The 19565-nt window shown below is 39.2% G+C and carries 18 protein-coding genes; 2 read left to right on the forward strand and 16 right to left on the reverse strand.

Going from position 1 to position 19565, the window contains the following annotated elements:
• Positions 1-2 precede the first annotated feature (2 nt).
• The 6 genes from CBF30_RS06125 to mnmE form a co-directional block, all read right to left on the reverse strand.
• Complete coding sequence (locus CBF30_RS06125; protein ID WP_126823862.1) at positions 3-314, reverse strand: hypothetical protein; 312 nt, start codon at positions 312-314, stop codon at positions 3-5.
• Positions 295-648 carry a hypothetical protein gene (locus CBF30_RS06130; protein WP_126823864.1) on the reverse strand — a complete coding sequence of 118 codons (354 nt, stop codon included), beginning with the start codon at positions 646-648 and terminating at the stop codon, positions 295-297. Before CBF30_RS06130 ends, CBF30_RS06125 begins: the two co-directional genes overlap by 20 nt.
• Positions 649-850: 202 nt before the next feature.
• Positions 851-1564: a hypothetical protein gene (locus tag CBF30_RS11965; RefSeq protein WP_245975033.1), complete on the reverse strand. Its 714-nt coding sequence runs from the start codon at positions 1562-1564 to the stop codon at positions 851-853.
• A gap of 186 nt (positions 1565-1750) precedes the next feature.
• Positions 1751-2146, reverse strand: a complete 396-nt coding sequence (locus CBF30_RS06145; protein WP_126823872.1) for a hypothetical protein — start codon at positions 2144-2146, stop codon at positions 1751-1753.
• Positions 2147-3032: 886 nt separating this feature from the next.
• Entirely contained in the window at positions 3033-4931 is a 1899-nt protein-coding gene (gene mnmG, locus CBF30_RS06155; protein WP_126823876.1) for a tRNA uridine-5-carboxymethylaminomethyl(34) synthesis enzyme MnmG, read from the reverse strand.
• Positions 4932-4942: 11 nt separating this feature from the next.
• On the reverse strand, positions 4943-6337 hold the full coding sequence (mnmE, locus tag CBF30_RS06160; protein ID WP_126825503.1) for a tRNA uridine-5-carboxymethylaminomethyl(34) synthesis GTPase MnmE: 1395 nt from the start codon (positions 6335-6337) through the stop codon (positions 4943-4945).
• Between the two features lie 277 nt (positions 6338-6614).
• Between mnmE and rpiA the strand changes: the two genes are divergently transcribed.
• Together rpiA and gpmA are read left to right on the forward strand one after the other, a co-directional pair.
• Positions 6615-7301 carry a ribose-5-phosphate isomerase RpiA gene (gene rpiA / locus CBF30_RS06165; protein ID WP_126823878.1) on the forward strand — a complete coding sequence of 229 codons (687 nt, stop codon included), beginning with the start codon at positions 6615-6617 and terminating at the stop codon, positions 7299-7301.
• 111 nt (positions 7302-7412) lie between these two features.
• Entirely contained in the window at positions 7413-8099 is a 687-nt protein-coding gene (gpmA, locus tag CBF30_RS06170) for a 2,3-diphosphoglycerate-dependent phosphoglycerate mutase (protein WP_126823880.1), read from the forward strand.
• Between the two features lie 111 nt (positions 8100-8210).
• On the opposite strand, the gene CBF30_RS06175 is transcribed toward gpmA, so the two are convergent.
• The 10 genes from CBF30_RS06175 to CBF30_RS06220 all read right to left on the reverse strand — a co-directional run bounded on the left by CBF30_RS06175 (position 8211) and on the right by CBF30_RS06220 (position 19086).
• Entirely contained in the window at positions 8211-9380 is a 1170-nt protein-coding gene (locus tag CBF30_RS06175) for an iron-containing alcohol dehydrogenase (protein WP_126823882.1), read from the reverse strand.
• A 165-nt stretch (positions 9381-9545) separates the two neighbouring features.
• Positions 9546-10250, reverse strand: coding sequence for a purine-nucleoside phosphorylase (deoD, locus tag CBF30_RS06180; protein WP_126823884.1), 705 nt, complete (start codon positions 10248-10250; stop codon positions 9546-9548).
• A 12-nt stretch (positions 10251-10262) separates the two neighbouring features.
• Positions 10263-11084, reverse strand: a complete 822-nt coding sequence (locus tag CBF30_RS06185) for a purine-nucleoside phosphorylase (RefSeq protein WP_126823886.1) — start codon at positions 11082-11084, stop codon at positions 10263-10265.
• Between the two features lie 13 nt (positions 11085-11097).
• On the reverse strand, positions 11098-12264 hold the full coding sequence (deoB, locus tag CBF30_RS06190) for a phosphopentomutase (protein ID WP_126823888.1): 1167 nt from the start codon (positions 12262-12264) through the stop codon (positions 11098-11100).
• Between the two features lie 209 nt (positions 12265-12473).
• Complete coding sequence (locus tag CBF30_RS06195; protein WP_126823890.1) at positions 12474-13430, reverse strand: ABC transporter permease; 957 nt, start codon at positions 13428-13430, stop codon at positions 12474-12476.
• Positions 13430-14560: an ABC transporter permease gene (locus CBF30_RS06200; RefSeq protein WP_281273589.1), complete on the reverse strand. Its 1131-nt coding sequence runs from the start codon at positions 14558-14560 to the stop codon at positions 13430-13432. Before CBF30_RS06200 ends, CBF30_RS06195 begins: the two co-directional genes overlap by 1 nt.
• Entirely contained in the window at positions 14550-16109 is a 1560-nt protein-coding gene (locus CBF30_RS06205; protein WP_126823892.1) for an ABC transporter ATP-binding protein, read from the reverse strand. Before CBF30_RS06205 ends, CBF30_RS06200 begins: the two co-directional genes overlap by 11 nt.
• A gap of 144 nt (positions 16110-16253) precedes the next feature.
• Positions 16254-17312, reverse strand: a complete 1059-nt coding sequence (locus tag CBF30_RS06210) for a BMP family lipoprotein (protein WP_126823894.1) — start codon at positions 17310-17312, stop codon at positions 16254-16256.
• Between the two features lie 68 nt (positions 17313-17380).
• Positions 17381-17773: a cytidine deaminase gene (locus CBF30_RS06215; protein ID WP_126823896.1), complete on the reverse strand. Its 393-nt coding sequence runs from the start codon at positions 17771-17773 to the stop codon at positions 17381-17383.
• 11 nt (positions 17774-17784) lie between these two features.
• A complete protein-coding gene (locus CBF30_RS06220; protein WP_126823898.1) occupies positions 17785-19086 on the reverse strand; it encodes a pyrimidine-nucleoside phosphorylase in 1302 nt (433 codons plus the stop codon).
• Positions 19087-19565 lie beyond the last annotated feature (479 nt).

The raw sequence follows: 19565 nt of genomic DNA on the forward strand, positions 1-19565 counted from the left end.
TGTTATAAACTCTCACCTAATTGTTTGAATTCTTGAGTACTTTTATCGACTTGCGTATTTACTTTTTCTCCCCAAGAGCCTTTTAAAATCGATGAAAATTCTTTTTTCACATTCACAAGATCCGCTGTTACACTGGCCATACCAGTTTTTACTTTTTCTGCTTCTTTTGTTACCAGAGTAGTACTTTTCGTAACAAAACCACTGCTTGAAGACCGAACGGCTTGCCGTTCTCGCTCTTTTTGCATTTCTTTTAGCTGCTTTGTTAAGGGATCTTCTAGTCCAGTAAAAGCACTACTATTTCCTATTGCTGCCATCGTATGCCTCCTCCAATTTCCTGGCCTCTTGCTGATACGTCAGAGTTACATCTTCAAAAGCTTCTTCTGCCCTTTTTTGATACTCTCGAAATGTGTCCATTAGCTCTTCTTCTTGATAACGTAAAATAGCCATGCTTTCATTCAAATATTCTTGATCTAGTTCAGCTTGTCGAAAATAGAACTGATTTCGTTCAGCATGTTCTTCTAAGGAATTCATTCCTTGATGACGATAATCATCTAACTGTTCCATTTTTTGCTCGAATAATCGTTTTTCTCTTACGTATTCTTGTTCTAATTTTGTTTGTTTCTGCAAAATTTTCTTTTTGTCATCCATCTTATTCCCTCAACTGATTGGCTAAATCTGTATCGGCTTCTAATTGCTTGGCAATTCCCGCTTGAATTTGGTTAACTAAAGCCTTAAACTCTTTCTTGCCACTAGATATGGTTTTTTCTAAACTCTCTAATTGTTCTTTTGGATCCGTCGCAATATTTTTTCGGTGGCGCCACGTTCATTCATTAAACTTAAAATCTCCGCATCACTTAAACTGGGCGCAAGTTCGCGATTTGTCACAAGACATTGCTGCCACGATTGACGCTTGTTCACTATCCAAATAAATTTGTTCGGCTGCAGAAAGCTTCCCTCCACTTTTAGTCAACTTCTTCCGTAAAAATGCAACTGCTTTTAACCGTGATTTGGCTTCCTCAATAACATATGCTACTTTTTGACTTGCTGGAAGGGCAACTTCTGTTAAATTCCCTGACTTGTCTACCTTCCAAGCAGATAAATCATGATCTTTTCCTTCAGCCCAAACAATTGTGCCGTAGCTTTTCCCGTATTTCGATGGAACATTTCCATCATTCCACTTTACAACTTTATCATTTTTGCGCCGATAATTAATGAACATGTCTGAATGCTTTGCCATAAAATCTTTTTCTTCCTGATTTAAGGTGTCATATTTAAACCAGCCATTAAATACGGTTGTCGGAATCCCATGCTTTGCTCCCATTTTTAACATATAAGAAGATTGTGAATAGCCACTTAATTGGGAAATTGAGTATTGTTTTTGAACATCTTCTACAAACTGATTTGCCGCTTTTACTTGCCCTGAACCTTCTTTGAAAAACTTTCCTTCGGCTGCCCCCACCAAATCATTTGCGGTTCGTATAGATGGCTCCGTACCAGCTGCTACCACAACAACTTGTGTCGGATCTCCATTGGGGAATTCTTTGGTAATGGGGGCAACTGCCATCCCTTGAAATCCCGTTCCTGAAGCGTCATCTTTCGTTTTTAATACCTTATACTTATGCTCACCCAGAGTGATAATATTCGTTTCATTCTTTTTTTAGGATTAGCACGTAGCACATAGGAGCCTTTTCCTTTATCAACATAATAAACTCTTCTATTGAATTCAATTAATTCTTTATCTGTATACATATCACATTTCCTCAGAAGTCTTATCGGTGAAATACACTTTCATAGTCTCCTGCGTTTTACCTTCTTTTGGCGAATCTCCAATATATGAAGTAAGTTTATAGTCATTTTTATCTACAGGTAAAGTAAGGATAATGTGACCTTTCTCTTTTTTTGTAGTAATGTAAACATCAATTCCAATATCTCCTGATAGTTTATTTCTATCAATACTATCTTTATCAAATTCAATTTTTTCAACATCTGCAAATGTATTTTTGATTTGTTTAGCAGCTATCTTTTGATAGCCTATCAATTTCTCTTCATTCTTCTGGTGATCCATATACATTTTCCCTCCAATACCTGCAACAACTAGAATAATCACTCCTACAATAATGGTAATAACTTTGGTTTTTTTTTTCATTTGGTTACTCCTTTTATAAAAAAAAGCAGATAATCACTTACCTACTTTCTGCCGATTCTCATGCTCATTGTAACGAATCTTACCCGATTTGAGAAGCGATATCTTGGTCGGTCTGTTCTATGTACGTAATTCATCTGGAGTTAATTTAATGCGTGCCATGTCTCATTTTCTCCTTTTATCTAGCCTTTTTTATACATGTTTATTCTACCACTCTCTGCCCTTTTGCCATACTAAGCATGCTTGAATGTATATTTCCATACAGGGCTTAACACTTTACGCTGTACTGTGGCAAGTTCAATCGCATTCATCTACTTACCTCCTTTAATGTTTGCTTTAGCTACTACTTCTTGCATATAATCTTCTAGGTTCATAAATGCCTTCGCATAGTCCGGCTGGTTGTATTGGGTTGATACTTATCATTTGCCTTTGCTCCAATGTATTCCACATTCCCATTATTACTATATGATTTTAGCAATCCTTTGGAATCAAACACATATTTTTCATCATTCTGAATATTAACTAATGTTCCTAACGATTTCTTTAACTTAGAAGAATGCTTGAATCCAATCTTTTGTAAATCTTCATAACAACGTGATGAAAAAGGTCAAAGAGCATTTTCCCGATATGAAGATCATCAAAGTTCATAATTTCAGAAAAACCAATGCTTTATTGCTTTTTGAAAGCAGGGCTAATATCAAAGACGCTTCTAAAAAGTTAGGTCATAAGTCTACAATGGTCACAACCGATATTTATATCAAAGTAACCGAATCGAAACAGAATAAAAAAGCGGGACAATTCGAGAAGTATAGGGTATTTTAGCTTGTATGGCATTCACTGAAAATATGCGTGAATAAGGACAAAGAAAAAAGGCTTGATACCAAGCCTTTTACTCTTTGACTTTCGCAATCTTCCCTTGTTCGATATAGACCATCAGAATACTCATATCGGCTGGGTTGACACCACTAATTCGGCTTGCCTGAGCAAGGGTTTCGGGTTGAATCTTTTCTAGTTTTTGACGTGCTTCTGTCGCAAGACCATGGATTGCTTGGTAGTCAATGTTAGTTGGAATTTTTTTGGCTTCCATCCGCTTCATTTTGTCGACTTTTTCTTGCGCTTTTTTGATATATCCTTCATATTTGATTTGAACTTCTACTTGTTCCACCACTCGGCGATCTAAAGGCACTTCAAGCTGTGGTAAAAATGTGGTCAATTCTTGATAGCTGACTTCTGGTCGTTTCAAAAAGTCTGAGGCTAAAATCCCATCTTTTAAAGGAGCAGAGCCTTTTTCTTCTAGATACAACTGAATTTCCTTGGTTGGTTTTAGACGAACACTCTCTAAACGTTTGATTTCTGCTTCAATAGCTACTTTTTTGAGCTTGAAAGCCTCGTATTGCCGTTCTTTTACTAAGCCCAACTCATGGCCAAGTTCTGTTAAGCGCAGATCTGCATTGTCATGTCTTAAAATCAAGCGATATTCTGCCCGAGAGGTCAACAAGCGGTACGGTTCATTCGTTCCCTTAGTGACCAAATCGTCAATCATCACACCAATATAGCCATCACTACGCTTCATGACAAATGGTTCTTTTCCTAGAACATTTTGCGCCGCATTAATCCCTGCAATCAGTCCTTGCCCCGCCGCCTCTTCGTAGCCACTAGTACCATTGGTTTGTCCTGCTGTAAAAAGGTTTTTCACTTTTTTCGTTTCGAGTGTCGGACGCAGTTGGTGTGGGACAACCACATCATACTCAATCGCGTAACCAGTCCTCATCATCTCTGCTTTTTCAAGCCCTGCAATGGAGTGAACCATGTCTTGTTGTACATCTTCTGGCATGGAGGTTGAAAGTCCTTGAACATAGACTTCCTCTGTATGAAGACCTTCTGGTTCTAAGAACAGTTGATGCCTTGGTTTATCACTAAAACGAACAATTTTATCTTCAATTGATGGGCAATATCTAGCGCCAACCCCTTCAACGATCCCTGTAAACATGGGTGCCCGATGTAAGTTTTTTTGAATAATAGTATGGGTCAGCTCATTGGTGTAGGTCAGCCAACAAGGTCGTTGTTCTAAATTATACGCGCTATCTGGTGTTAAAAAACTAAAATGGTTGGGCGCGGTATCTCCTGGCTGCTCTTCTGTTACGGTATAATCAATCGTACTTGATTTGACTCTTGGTGGTGTTCCTGTTTTAAAACGAGCGATTTCAAAACCAAGTTTTTTCAGACTATCTGCTAATTTCACAGCAGGCTGCGAATTATTCGGACCGGATGAATATTTCAATTCGCCAATGATAATTTCCCCACGAAGAGCGGTTCCAGCTGTAATCACAACAGCTTTACTTGGATAAATCGCGCCAGTTGAGGTCACGACTCCTTTACAAACCCCCTCTTCGACAAGAATTTCCTCAGCTATCCCTTGCCGCAAGACCAAATTTTCTTCTTGTTCAATCGTGTGTTTCATCTCAGAGGCATAGGCATGCTTATCTGCTTGCGCTCTTAGTGCCCGGACAGCAGGTCCTTTTCCGGTATTCAACATTCTCATTTGAATGTAAGTCTTGTCGATATTGCGCCCCATTTGACCACCTAGAGCATCAATTTCTCGCACAACTACACCTTTTGCTGGTCCCCCCACTGAGGGATTACACGGCATAAACGCGACCATATCTAAATTAATGGTTAACAGCATCGTCTTACAGCCCATACGTGCCGCTGCGAGTGCTGCTTCTGAGCCTGCATGGCCAGCTCCGACAACAATGACATCATAACTTTCTGCTTGATAGGTTTGCATTTTTTCTCCTCCTATTTTCCTAAACAAAATTGGCTAAATAACTGTGTAATTAATTCATCTTGGACGCTATCACCCACAATATCACCGAGTAAATCCCAACATTTTGTCATATCAATTTGGACTAGGTCAACTGGCATCCCTGCTTGAATACCACTTTGCACCTCAGATAGCGCTTGCTCCGCTTCTTCAAGCAAAGCAATATGGCGTGTATTGGAGACATACGTCGCATCTTTATCCCCAGTTTCTCCCCCAAAAAAGAGTGACGCAATTTTTTCTTCTAACTGGTCAATTCCGGCACTTGTCAAAATCGAAACACCTAAAACCTGTTCAGCTGCGACATATTGAGCCAGCTCTTTTCGGTCTAGGCGACTTTCTAAGTCCATCTTATTCATCAAAACAAGACGATTCATGCCTTCTGTCAGTGTTAATAATTCTTTATCCGAATCGGTCAACTCTTCACTTTGATTGAGTACCAGAAGTACAAGGTCCGCCTCCGCAAGTGCTTTACGGCTTCTTTCAACGCCAATTTTTTCCACAATATCTTCTGTTTCCCGAATTCCTGCGGTATCTACCAACTTCAATGGAACTCCACGTACGTTGACGTACTCTTCTATCACATCACGCGTTGTGCCAGCAATGTCAGTCACAATCGCTTTTTCTTCTTGTAAAAGATGGTTCAACAGACTAGACTTGCCCACATTTGGTCGTCCAATAATCGCTGTTGAAAGACCTTCTCTAAGAATCTTCCCTTGTTTAGCCGTTTGCAGTAGTTGCTTGATTTGTGTTTGAACCTCTTTGGCCTTTTCAAGTAGTAGCTTAGTGGTCAATTCCTCAACATCATCATATTCTGGATAATCGATGTTGACCTCTACTTGGGCAAGTGTCTGCAAAATTTCTTGTCGAAGTGTTCGAATCAAGGTAGATAAATTTCCATCTAATTGGTGTAAAGCCACTTGCATAGCTTTATCCGTCTTAGCACGGATTAAATCCATCACTGCTTCTGCTTGCGATAAGTCCATTCGCCCATTTAAAAAAGCGCGCTTGGTAAATTCACCCGGTTCCGCTAGACGAGCACCTTCACGTATCAGCAATTGTAACAATTGATTGACCACAACAATCCCTCCGTGGCAATTGATTTCCACCACATCTTCACGCGTAAACGTCTTAGGTGCACGAAGAATTGAAACCATTACTTCATCTACAATACCCATTGTTTTTGGATCAATAATATGCCCATAATGGATGGTATGGGTAGGTACCTCATTCAGATTTTTAGCCCCACTGCGGTACACTTTGGCCGCAATTGCAACGGCTTGATCTCCGCTCATCCTAACAATACTGATGGCTCCTTCACCAGGTGGCGTTGAGATGGCTGCAATCGTATCAAATTCTGTTAACATTGTCATAACCGAGTTCCTTTCTTTTTCATCATGGAGTTGTGTATACATGAAAAAAAGCACCTACTCCACCCCTCTATCATCTGGTGGATAAGCACTTTGACTGCTATCATATTCAATTCCTTTTTATCATATCATATCTTTAAATCAATCGCAATCTTTGCTAGCTTATCAGTCTTTACTGCTTCTCCTTCAGCATCAAAGAAAACGTATGCAACTCTTTCTATTTTACCGAAAAGCCGTTACAATAAAGATAACTCTATAAATAAAGTGGGGGTATAAAGCAATGAATCAAAAGCAATTAGTCGGGATTGAAGCAGCATCCTATGTGTCAGACGGAATGATTGTTGGACTTGGAACTGGAAGTACCGCATTTTTCATGATTGAAGAGCTTGGGCGACGAGTAAGAGAAGAACATTTACACATCACAGGAGTGACCACTTCTCTGCAATCAAAAGTACAAGCACAAAAACTCAATATTCCGCTCAAAAGTATTGATGATGTCCCATATGTTGATTTAACCATTGATGGCGCAGATGAAATTAGCGCAGACCATCACGGGATAAAAGGTGGCGGAGCAGCCCTCTTATATGAAAAGATTGTGGCGACCTACTCTAAAGAAGTCATCTGGATTGCCGATGAAAGCAAGCTTGTCGAAAAGTTGGGGAAATTTCCACTTCCTATTGAAGTCATTCCTTATGGGAGTAAACAGTTGCTGCATTTCTTTGCTCAAAAAAAAATGGCACCCACATTGCGGCAAAGGCAAGATGGGGAGATTCTCCTTACTGATAGTGGGCACTATATTATTGACTTACATCTTGGACAAATCGACGATCCTAAAGCTTTTGGTCATTGGTTAAGCCAACTTACTGGCGTAGTAGAACATGGGATTTTTTCTGATTTTGTCACCAAAACAATCATTGCAAAAGGTCATCATATTATTACAACAGATGTAAAAAAAGAAAAGAACTGATGATTTTCTGATTATTTCAAGATAACCCTTTGAAAAAAAATGAGTTAGGTGTAGAATGTTACATGTAATGTTTCAAAATATTCGAAACCATTAAATGAAGGAGCGATTCTCATGTTAAAATTAGTATTTGTACGTCATGGTCAAAGTGAATGGAATGCCTTAAACCAATTTACAGGTTGGGTAGATGTTAATCTAAGCGAAACAGGTATGAAAGAAGCTCAAGAAGCAGGACGTAAAGTTAAAGAAGCAGGCATTGAATTTGATGTTGCTTTTACTTCTGTACTAAAACGTGCCATCAAGACATGTAACTTTGTATTAGAAGAATCTGACCAACTATGGGTTCCACAAATTAAATCTTGGCGCTTAAATGAACGTCATTATGGTGCGTTACAAGGATTAAACAAACAAGAAACTGCTGAAAAATATGGTGCAGATCAAGTCCAATTATGGAGACGTTCTTATGATACGTTACCTCCATTATTAGATGAAACAGATCCAGCCTCTGCTTTGAATGATCGTCGTTACGCAAACTTAGATCGCCGCGCCGTTCCTGGTGGTGAAAACCTTAAAGTAACGTTAGAAAGAGCTTTACCTTTCTGGGAAGATCAAATTGCTCCTGCTTTATTAGATAGCAAAACAGTTTTAGTTGCAGCACATGGTAACTCTTTACGTGCACTTGCAAAACATATCGAAAACATCTCTGATGATGATATTATGGGACTTGAAATTCCAACAGGTCAACCACTTGTTTATGAATTGAACGATGACTTATCATTATCTAAAAAATATTACTTATAATTTAGTTATAAATAATAAGTAATAACTATTGTTCACACTGGATGAAACTTTAGAGGGTCAAAGAGCAAACGACTAATCGCTTGCTCTTTGACCCTCTTTTTTCTTTCACCACTAAAAGCAATTCATTAAAATGGCTTCGACATCTTTTGCTTCGAGTCGAACATACGCCGTTCGATTGAGTTGACTATGTTGAATCGCTTGCTCCGACATGAGTTTAAGTTGGCTTTGATCAATCCCAACTTCCGGCAACGTCATTGGAATTCCCCATGAAACAAAGCAATCATAAAGCGCTTGTATCCCTTTCTTAGCTACTTCAAATTTATTCTTGTTGTAGGGGATTCCCCAGACATTTGTCGCAAACTGGACAAATTTGTCCACTGTTTGGTCATTCAAAACGTACTCCATCCAGCGCGGGGTAATAATGGCTAAGCCAATACCGTGAGTAATATCATAGTAAGCACTAAGCTCATGCTCGATTGGATGACAAGACCAACTGCCTGCTTTACCGCTACCCGTCAAGCCATTTAAAGCAAGCGAACTAGACCACATCAAATTCGCCCGAGCCTCGTAATCCTCTGGTACTTTAAGCGCTTTTGGACAGTATTCAATCACCGTTTTCATGATGCCTTCTGCAAGGTGATCTTGTAAAGTAGCTGATGTCGTAGGACTGAAATAATTTTCAATGAGATGGCTCAACATATCCGCCGACCCAGCTGCCGTTTGATAGCGCGGCACCGAATAGGTATAAGTTGGATCTAGAACTGATACTTTTGGTTTCATGCAAGCTGCACCCGTTCCAAGTTTCTCATTCGTTGCTAAATTAGTAATAACCGCTCCCGCATTCATCTCAGAACCTGTTGCAGCCATTGTCAAAACCGTCGCTACTGGTAATGCCTTTTTGATTAACGAGCGATCTTTGGTAAATTCCCAAGGATCTCCGTCATAATAATAAGCAGCCGCAATCGCTTTTGCACAATCAATGGTTGACCCACCACCTACTGCCAAAATCACTTCTACTTGATGCTCATGACAAAGTTTTGCTCCTTTTCGTACAGTTTCAACTCGTGGGTTCGGTTCAATTCCTGCTAATTCAATAACTTGAAAGGAGTGCTCTTCAAGCAATGATTTTACCGTCTGATAAATTCCATTTTTCTTGATACTACCGCCACCGTAAGCTAGTAAAACGGTTTTTCCTAACTGGCTGAGTTCTTGAGGCAATGCCTCAATTTGGTTTTCCCCAAATAATATTTTTGTTGGTGCGAAAAATTGAAAGTTATCCACTCTACTCATCCTTTCTTGTTTGTACCTGTAGCATACCTCAAAAAAAGAGAAGAGAAAATTGATTTGCACTATTATTGGTTTTGCTACTCCTAAATAGTATTTAGATTATAAATAAGTAAAGGCACACTCAAATGCATAAAAAGCATTTGGATGTGCCTTATTCTTTTATTTCATTGCAAGTGCGGTTTCAAGTGCGACTTCAATCATATCATTGAAGGTTGTTTGTCTTTCTTTTGCAGTTGTTTCCTCACCTGTAAAAATATGATCGCTAACTGTTAATACTGCTAGTGCGTGACGCCCATATTTTTGAGCAATTGTATATAAAGCTGCTGCTTCCATCTCTACACCAAGTACTCCATAATTTGCCAATTTCTTTTTATCCAACTCTTCATTATAAAAACGGTCTGCTGAAAGGACGTTCCCAACTTTGACAGCCATTCCTTTTTCTGAACAAATATCATGTGCTGTTTTTAGTAAACCAAAATCAGCTACAGGTGCAAAATCGATACCAAAAGCTTGTTGATTCATAGAAGAGTCCGTCGAAGCAGCTTGTGCTAAAACTACATCTCGAACATGCACGTCTGCCTGCATTCCTCCCATGGTTCCCACACGAATCAAATTTTTCACATCATAACTTTGAATCAATTCATTGACATAAATCGAGATAGAAGGCATACCCATTCCTGTTCCCATAACAGAAACTTTCTTTCCTTTATACTCTCCCGTAAATCCAAGCATTCCACGAACTTGGTTAAATTGTGTGACATTTTCTAAAAAAGTTTCAGCAATATATTTGGCGCGCAAAGGATCCCCTGGTAACAAAATTGTTTCTGCAATTTCGCCTGCTTTTGCTTCAATATGAATACTCACTTCATTTCCTCCTTATAATTCAGCTAATACTTGTTTGATTAACGTTTTAAATTCCACTTTCACACGCTCAGTAGTTTCAACCACTTCTTTATGGTTTAGGTCTGCTTGCATTCCTGCTGCCAAGTTGGTGATACATGAAATGCCTAGGACCTTCATCCCCATATGTGCAGCTGCGATGACTTCGGCTACCGTGGACATCCCAACAGCATCCGCACCAATCACTCTAGCAAAACGAATTTCTGCAGGAGTTTCATATGTTGGTCCGCTAAAGCCCATATAGACACCTTGTTGCAGAGGAATCGCTAACTTACTTGCAACTGATTTGGCTACCTCGCCGTATGCTTTTGTATAGGCATTACTCATATCAGGAAAACGTGGTCCAAGATTTTCGTCATTTGTACCAATCAATGGGTGATTTCCAGTAAAATTGATATGATCCGTAATTAACATCAAGTTCCCTGGGGTAAAGCTTTCATTTACACCGCCAGCAGCATTTGTAACAATCATTGATTCTGCACCCAAAGCATGCATGACACGCACTGGAAAGACCACTGTTTGCATTGAGTAACCTTCATAGTAGTGAAAGCGTCCTTGCATCGCTAAGACTTTTCTTCCAGACAATTCGCCATATACGAGCTGTCCTGCATGCCCTACCACCGTAGATACTGGAAAATGAGGGATGTCTTCATAGGCAATTTTGATTGGATTTTCAATTTCGTCTGCTAATTCACCAAGTCCCGAACCTAAGATTAATCCAAATTCAACTTCTTTTATTCCTTTGCTTTGAATAAATGTTGCTGTTTCTTTTAATTGTTCGCTCAATGTCTGTGTCATCACGTTTCTCCTTTTATTTTAAAAGACTTAAGAAGCTTTTTCCATTTTCAGTTGCAGCTACTCCAAAGTTTTCCGCAATGGTAGCAGAAATATCTGCGTAATGACCTTGTGGTAGTGCACCATTTTCTACACATTTTTTGCTAAAAGCAAGCAATGGCACATACTCTCTTGTATGATCTGTTCCTGGAAAAGTTGGGTCGTTCCCATGATCTGCTGTAATCAGTAGTAAGTCATCCTCTGCCATTGCTGCATAGATTTCAGGCAAGCGTGCATCAAACTCTTCAATTGCATGAGCATAGCCCTCCACATCTCGACGATGACCAAATAATGCATCAAAATCTACCAAGTTTGTAAAACTAAGACCAGTAAAATCTTTCTTCATCAATTCTAATAATTTATCTACTCCGTCCATATTGCTCTTGGTACGAACAGTTTCAGTGATTCCTTGACCATTGAAAATATCATTGATTTTCCCTACAGCCAACACGTCTTTTCCAGCTTCTTTTAAAGAATCTAGTACTGTTTTGCCAAATGGATCAAGCGCATAATCGTGACGGTTACTTGTTCTTGTAAAGTTTCCTGGCTCACCTAAATACGGACGTGCAATGATGCGTCCAATCATATACGGATCATCTTTGGTTATTTCACGAACGTATTCACAGATACGATACAATTCTTCTAATGGAATAATTTCTTCATGAGCGGCAATTTGGAGCACAGGATCTGCGGATGTATAGACAATCAAATCTCCAGTTTCCATCTGGTGCTTGCCGAAGTCATCAATAACCTTTGTTCCACTATACGGTAAGTTACAAACTATTTTACGTCCAGAAAACTCTTCAATTTTTTGAAGCAGTTCTTTGGGGAATCCTTCTGGGAAAACACGAAATGGCGTTTGAATATTTAGTCCCATAATTTCCCAATGACCGGTCATCGTATCTTTACCAACTGAAACTTCCTCTAATTTTGTCGCATATCCTTGCTGCTCTTTGATAGCGGCTACTCCTTTTAATGGCTCAACCGTACCTAAGCCTAATTCTTCTAAATTCGGAATAGTTAGACCCGCTTTTTCAGCTATATGACCTAATGTATGGCTCCCTACATCTCCAAATTTTTCTGCATCAGGTGCTTCGCCAATCCCAACAGAATCCATAACTATTAAGTGAACACGCTTAAACATAATGATCCCTCTTTCTTCTTTTTATTCGCATTAGAATGAGCGTTAATCGTGCATGACGCTTCTTCTTCATTATACTAAAAAAAACTGTCTTACGATAGGTTTGCTTAGTCAAATTTAATCCTTTCTACTCCGCAAACTTGCTATACTCTTAATCAGTTTAAAAAAGTCTAAATTTCTCTTGAGAAATTTAGACTTTTACATTCGCTTGACTATTTGGATTTCACATAAACCTGCCCATTCGCTTTGGGACCTCTTGCTTTACTAAAGAAAACTACTAACACCAAAATCGTCAAGAGATACGGAGCACTTTGGAGTAATTCATTTGGAATACGGTTAATTAGTGGCAACTGAGCACTAATAATACTTAAGCACTGAGCAAAGCCAAAGAACAAAGCAGCACCCATAGCTCCTAGTGGATTCCATTTCCCAAAAATCATAGCGGCCATTGCAATAAACCCTTGACCTGCAATTGTAGAAGCAGAAAAATTAACCGAGATTGATTGTGCAAATACTGCTCCGCCAACGCCACCAAGAAAACCGGAAATTAAAACTCCCGCATACTTCATGCCCAAGACATTAATTCCAAGCGTATCAGCAGCTTGGGGATTTTCCCCTACCGAACGCAAACGAAGACCAAACTTTGTTTTGTATAATACACACCAAGATAAAATAGCAATCACAATCGCGACATAAGCGACACTCGAAGTATTCTTAAAAAAGATTGGACCAAGAACTGGGATACGTGCAAGAATTGGAAAGTTAAAGTAGCCAAAAGATTCTGAAATGTTGTCCGTTTGACCTTTTCCATATAGCACTTTTATCAAAAAGACGCTTAGCGCAGGTGCCATCAAATTGATAACCGTTCCGCTAATAATGTGATCTGCGCGCAAATGGATTGTCGCTACCGCATGCAACAATGAAAAAATCAGTCCAATCATTCCACCGACAAAACATCCAATCCAAGGCGTCCATACACCCAACTGTTGACTAAATGACAAATTAAAGACAACTGAGCTGAAGGCTCCCATAACCATGATTCCTTCTAATCCAACATTGACCACTCCCCCACGCTCAGAAAAAGTTCCACCAAGTGCGGTAAAAATCAGCGGTGTAGAATAGATCAGTGTCGACGAAACCACTAAGGCAATCGTTGCAACAATACTCATTATAGGATGCCTCCTTCTTGCTTATTTTGTCCATCTTCCCTAGACTGACTATCCACTTGGGCGACTATTTCTCGCCTTTTTTTTCTTGTTAGCAGCAAACGAATCAGATAATTGACTCCAACAAAGAAAATAATGCTCGCAATGACAATGTTTACAAGTTCAAAGGGCACCCCTGCATCTAGGGGCATACCCAGTCCTCCAACCTTTAAAATACTAAACAATATAGCAGAAAAGAAAATTCCAACTGCACTTCCTGCACCAAGAAGAGATACTGCCATGCCGTCAAACCCAATGGACAAAGAACCACCCTGAACAAAAAAGTTCTGATAGGTTCCAAGCCCTTGGACAACTCCTGCAAGACCTGCAAGTGCACCTGACAAAATCATAGAAACAATAATGGTGCGCTTACTACTAATCCCTGCATAATCAGAGGCAAAAGGATTCAAACCCACTGAACGGATTTCAAAACCTAAAGTCGTTTTCTTCATCACGAACCACATCAAAAATAGAGCAATACAGGCAATAATGATTCCTCCATTGATACTAGAATTCATGGTCCAATCACTCAACGCACTAATCCTAAGAGATGCATGACTTCCAACCTGAATGGTACTATCTTTACTAGAAAGCATCGATTTTGCCATTGAATTGTGCACAATATACGTACTGAGATATAAGAAAATATAATTCAGCATAATCGTAACAATCACTTCACTCGTGCCAAAATATGCTCTTAAAACACCCGGAATCGCTGCGGCAAAAGCCCCTGCCAGTGCACCAACAAAAATCGCAAGAGGAATTAACACAATCGCAGGCAAAGAATTGAATGCCAAGGCTACCCATACACTAGCTACCCAGCCACAAAGTGCTTGTCCTGAAAGCCCAATATTGAAAAAGCCTGCAGAATTCGCGACCGAAAAGCCCAATGCTGTTAAAATCAGCGGCGTTGCTTGACTAACGGTTTCTCCAATCGTTCTCGTTGTTCCTAGAGAAGAACGAATCATTGAGGTGTATCCCGCAATCGGATCATAACCAAAAACCAGCATAATCACCGCACCAAGAATAAATCCAAAAACAACTGAGAGTAATGAGACCGCTACTGTTTTACGCAACTCTTTTTTAAGCGTCACTCTTATTCCCCACTTTCATTTCTTTTAGGCTGCTTTTTTTACTGCCAGCCATCAGTAATCCCAACTCTTGTTCGTTTGTTTCATCGGTATTAACGATTCCAACAATTTGTCCATCATGAATCACAGCAATTCGATCCGAAACATTCAAGATTTCATCGAGCTCAAAACTCACAAGAAGTACTGCTTTTCCTTTACTTCGTTGCTCAATCAACCGCTTATGAATATATTCAATTGCTCCTACATCTAGCCCTCGTGTTGGCTGTGATACAATCAACACGTCAGGATTCCGATCGATTTCACGGGCAATAATTGCTTTTTGCTGGTTGCCTCCAGATAACGCTTTTGCAGGAACTAGTTCACTTTGAGTCCGGACATCATACTCTTGAATCAGCTCTCGGGATTTTTGGTTAATATTTTGATAACTCAAAACCCCGTGCTGACTCATAGGAGCTTTGTAGTAGGTTTGTAACGCCATATTTTCAGCTAATGTCAGCTCAAGGATGAGTCCATCCCGGTGTCGATCTTCTGGCACATGCCCTACCCCTTGATTTGTAATAGATCTTGGCATTTGGTTGGTAATTTCTTTTCCATGCAGATAGATTTTGCCACTTTCACATTTTCTAAGACCAGTCAAAGCTTGTATCAGTTCAGATTGCCCATTCCCATCAATGCCCGCAATCCCGACAACTTCTCCTGCACGAATGGATAAATTTAAAGATTTGACCACCTCCACGCCACGATTTTCTTTGACAACCAAATCTTTTATCGACAAAACCTCTCCTGCAGGCTTTGCTTTCGTCTTTTCCGTCCGAAATGACACGGATCTACCTACCATCATCTCTGCTAAATCTTGAGAGGAAACATCTTTCACATCAACAGTTTGAATACTTTTCCCTCTTCTAATTACCGTGCAACGATCCGCTACTTCTTTGATTTCATCCAACTTGTGTGTGATTAAGATGATTGATTTTCCCTCTTTCACAAGTTCACGCATTATTTTGATAAGTTCTTTAATTTCTTGAGGTGTCAATACGGCAGTTGGTTCATCAAAAATCAATATATTGGCTCCTCGATATAACGTCTTCAAAATTTCTACTCGCTGTTGCATCCCAATTGAAATATCCTGTACAAGCACCTTAGGATCAATTTTCAATCCATAATTTTGTGACAATTGTTCGATTTCTTTTTCTGCTTGTCGCTTTTTCAACACACCATTTTTGGTGGGTTCGCTTCCTAGTACAATATTTTCACTAACTGTAAAGGCATCAATTAACATAAAATGTTGATGAACCATTCCAATCCCCAATTGATTGGCTGTGGTTGGATTTTCAATTATTACTTTTTTTCCTGAAAGATAGATTTCACCTGACGTCGGTTGTAGTAGACCGGATAAAATATTCATCAGAGTCGATTTTCCAGCACCATTTTCGCCTAATAATGCATGGATTTCTCCTGGTCGAACTTGCAAGTTAATCCCATCATTTGCTTTGAAATTCCCGAATTTTTTTGTTATCTGTTTCATCTCAATGACATATTTTTCGTTTTCCAAGAGTATCCTCCTTCATTGCTTTTCTTCTATTTTTTGATGAAAGTTTTCAAGAAAGATAATTAAGCACTACCCTAACGATCTTTCTTGAAAATTTTTAATAAAAGAATAGCTGGGTAAAATAAAACCCAGCTTCTTTAGATGTAATTAAGGTTTTTCTGGAACGGTAATTGCTCCACTAATAATCTTTTCTTTTGCTTCTTTCACTGCTGCCTTGACTGTATCAGATAGTTGACCATCTGTTAAACTCACACCATTTTCTTTCAATCCATAAACCAAATGTTTGCCACCAGGAAATTGATCTTTTTTAGCTTGAGTATTGATATCTACAACTGCTTGATTTACGCCTTTTACCGTAGAAGTAAGGGTAAAGTTGGCTTTTTTTCCATCTTTTGCGGTATAGCTTCCATCTGCTTGTTGATCGCGGTCAACCCCAATCACCCACACCGTTTTGTCTCCTTGTGTGTTGATTGCTTTTGCCTCTGAGAAAACCCCAGCTCCAGTTGCACCAGCGGCTTGATAGATAATATCTGAACCTGATTGGTACATGGCTGCTGCAATCGTTTTTCCTTTATCAGGAGCCCCAAAAGATCCTGCATATTGTGATTTGACAGTAATTGAAGCATCTACTGACTTGACTCCTGCTTTGAATCCTGCTTCAAAACGGTCAATAACTTCTCCTTCAATCCCACCAATAAAGCCAACTTGTTTTGTTTTTGTTGACTTAGCTGCTGCAATTCCTGCTAAATAAGCAGATTCGTTATCTTTAAACGTTGCTGAAACAACATTCTTCTTACCGGTAATCACATCATCAATGATAACAAAATTCGTATCTGCATTCTTTGAAGCACTTTCTTCAATAGTATTTTTTAATAAATAGCCCACACCATAAATTGTTTTAAAACCAGCTGCTACCGCTTGGTCTACGTTTGGTTTATAATCTGACTCGCTACTTGAAGAAAAATAAGCATACCCACCTTTTCCTTCTTTCAACCCCTCAGATTTCCCCCACTTTTTCATTCCTTCCCAAGCTGATTGGTTAAAGGATTTATCATCCACACCGTTTGTATCTGTAATCAGTGCGGCAGAATGTGCAGCATCCGTCTTACCTGTAGAACTTGATTTAGTACTTCCTCCACATGCAGCCAAACTCATAACTGCTACTAAAGACACTATCCCTAAACCCAATTTTTTCGATGCTTTCATCGTTTTAAAATCCCCCTATGATTTTCTTTTTATGTTTAACAGCTAACGAACAGCTGTGACAACCCCGTTTAATCTAAAGTTGCAAATGAGTAAGGCAATAACTCACCTAAAGTCAACTCTTTTAGTTTCCCATCTTTATTAACTAATGTAACAGGCATATCTGCCGAGCAAAACTCACTCAAGACTTGCCTACAAGCGCCGCACGGTGCAATTGGCGCTTCTGTTTCCCCTGCGATGATAATATGCTGAAATTCGGTGTATCCCTCTGATACTGCTTTAAAAACTGCCGTACGTTCTGCACAATTGGTTAATCCAAAAGAAGCATTTTCAATATTTACACCTGTAAATGTCGTCCCATCTTTTGCTACCAAGCAGGCCCCGACTGGAAAATGCGAATACGGGACATATGCCTTTTGATAGGCAACTCTTGCTTTATCAATCCATTCTTGCTTCGTGTTCACTATCTTTTCCTCTATTCTGTAATAATTTCTTGTATGAGTTTTGGTTCGTCACCCGTTGCGCCAATATGAATGGTTTGATAAAGCAAATGCTTCACTTCTTCAAGGTCATTTTGGTTCGCATAAATCGTAAGCAATGATTCTCCTTTTGCTACTGGATTCCCAATTTTTTTATGCAATTTAATCCCTACATTATAGTCAATCGTATCTTCTTTTGTTTTTCTACCTGCGCCAAGCATCATTGCCGCAATTCCAATTTTATCAGCATCCATTGCTTGGACAAACCCTTTTGATTTTGCTGGTAATTCCACTTTATATGGGACATCAGCCAGCAGTTCTGGCGTATCCACAATCGAAGCGTCTCCCCCTTGATTTTGGATCATTTCTTTGAATTTTTTTAGCGCGTTTCCACTTTTTATAGATTCTTCTAAAAGAACTCTTGCCTCATCCAAGGTATCCGCTTTTTCCGCCAAGACAACCATCTGACTTCCTAGTACATACACCATTTCTTGTAAATCTTTAGGACCTTTCCCATTCAACGTTTCAATAGCTTCGATAATTTCTAAACCATTACCTATCGCTTCACCAAGAGGTTGAGACATGTCTGATATGATGGCCATTGTTTTGATGTTGGCTAATTGACCAATTTTCACCATTGTTTTGGCTAAACGACGTGCTGCACTCAACTCTTTCATAAATGCACCAGCACCTGTCGTAACATCTAAGACTATCGCATCTGCTCCTGAAGCAATTTTCTTACTCATAATAGAACTTGCAATCAGTGGTAAAGAATCAACTGTTGCCGTCACGTCTCTTAAAGCGTACATCTTCTTATCTGCTGGGGCCAAATCCCCTGATTGACCCGTAATTGCAATGCCTGTTTCGTTAACTAGCTCTATAAACTGACGATTAGAAAGTTCCACGTGAAACTTTGGGATAGATTCTAACTTATCAATTGTTCCACCCGTATGCCCTAGTCCTCTACCTGACATCTTGGCTACCGCAACACCGACACTCGCTACTAACGGTGCTAATACAATGGTTGTTGTATCCCCTACACCACCAGTGGAGTGTTTGTCCACTTTAATCCCTTTAATCATAGACAAATCAATTTTATCCCCAGAGTTGGCCATTGCAATGGTTAAGTCTGTAATCTCTTGATCAGACATATCTTCATAAAAGATTGTCATCAATAAGGCACTCATCTGATAATCTGGAATTTCATTTTGTGTATAGCCTTGAATAATCTCATCAATTTCCTGTTTAGATAATGATTGTCCATTTCGCTTTTTTTCGATGATATCGACCATGCGCATGATGCATTCCTCCTCGACCTTCACTGCCATTATACATAAAAACCCAAGAAAGGTAAATCTCTAATACAAATTACTTTTCTATTCACAAACGTTCGTATATAAAGCGCTTTCTAATATTCGAGGTTATTTATCTAAAAATCATTTATAGTAAATTATACCTATATTCAAAGACACCTGATTTATTTGAGTTTGATTTACTTGTTTACGCTTTTAACTCAAATACGAACAATCAAAAAATAGATTTTGGTGATAATTACCTAAAATCAGCTCACTCTCACTCCATAAAAAAGAGCATGCAACAAAAAGGATACTCCCTTTTGTTGCACACTCTTTTTGGCATCACCAAAAGACATGATACACTCTCTCTAACCTTACCCGTATGTATTCATAAAACTTAGTCAAGCGCTTAAAACCAAGTCAATATCCAAATGCAGGCCGTAACTAACAACATCCGTCTTTTTTTCATCCTTTGTTCCCTC

The organism is Vagococcus entomophilus, assembly GCF_003987595.1.
Lineage (GTDB): Bacteria > Bacillota > Bacilli > Lactobacillales > Vagococcaceae > Vagococcus_E > Vagococcus_E entomophilus.

Coding starts and splice junctions, on each gene's coding strand:
- CBF30_RS06125 (WP_126823862.1), bottom strand. CDS start 314: ATGGCAGCAATAGGAAATAGTAGTGCTTTTACTGGACTAGAAGATCCC.
- CBF30_RS11965 (WP_245975033.1), bottom strand. CDS start 1,564: ATGGCAGTTGCCCCCATTACCAAAGAATTCCCCAATGGAGATCCGACA.
- deoB (WP_126823888.1), bottom strand. CDS start 12,264: ATGTTTAAGCGTGTTCACTTAATAGTTATGGATTCTGTTGGGATTGGC.
- rpiA (WP_126823878.1), top strand. CDS start 6,615: ATGAATCAAAAGCAATTAGTCGGGATTGAAGCAGCATCCTATGTGTCA.
- CBF30_RS06130 (WP_126823864.1), bottom strand. CDS start 648: ATGGATGACAAAAAGAAAATTTTGCAGAAACAAACAAAATTAGAACAA.
- mnmE (WP_126825503.1), bottom strand. CDS start 6,337: ATGACAATGTTAACAGAATTTGATACGATTGCAGCCATCTCAACGCCA.
- mnmG (WP_126823876.1), bottom strand. CDS start 4,931: ATGCAAACCTATCAAGCAGAAAGTTATGATGTCATTGTTGTCGGAGCT.
- CBF30_RS06185 (WP_126823886.1), bottom strand. CDS start 11,084: ATGACACAGACATTGAGCGAACAATTAAAAGAAACAGCAACATTTATT.
- CBF30_RS06210 (WP_126823894.1), bottom strand. CDS start 17,312: ATGAAAGCATCGAAAAAATTGGGTTTAGGGATAGTGTCTTTAGTAGCA.
- CBF30_RS06195 (WP_126823890.1), bottom strand. CDS start 13,430: ATGAGTATTGTTGCAACGATTGCCTTAGTGGTTTCGTCGACACTGATC.
- CBF30_RS06145 (WP_126823872.1), bottom strand. CDS start 2,146: ATGAAAAAAAAAACCAAAGTTATTACCATTATTGTAGGAGTGATTATT.
- gpmA (WP_126823880.1), top strand. CDS start 7,413: ATGTTAAAATTAGTATTTGTACGTCATGGTCAAAGTGAATGGAATGCC.
- CBF30_RS06220 (WP_126823898.1), bottom strand. CDS start 19,086: ATGCGCATGGTCGATATCATCGAAAAAAAGCGAAATGGACAATCATTA.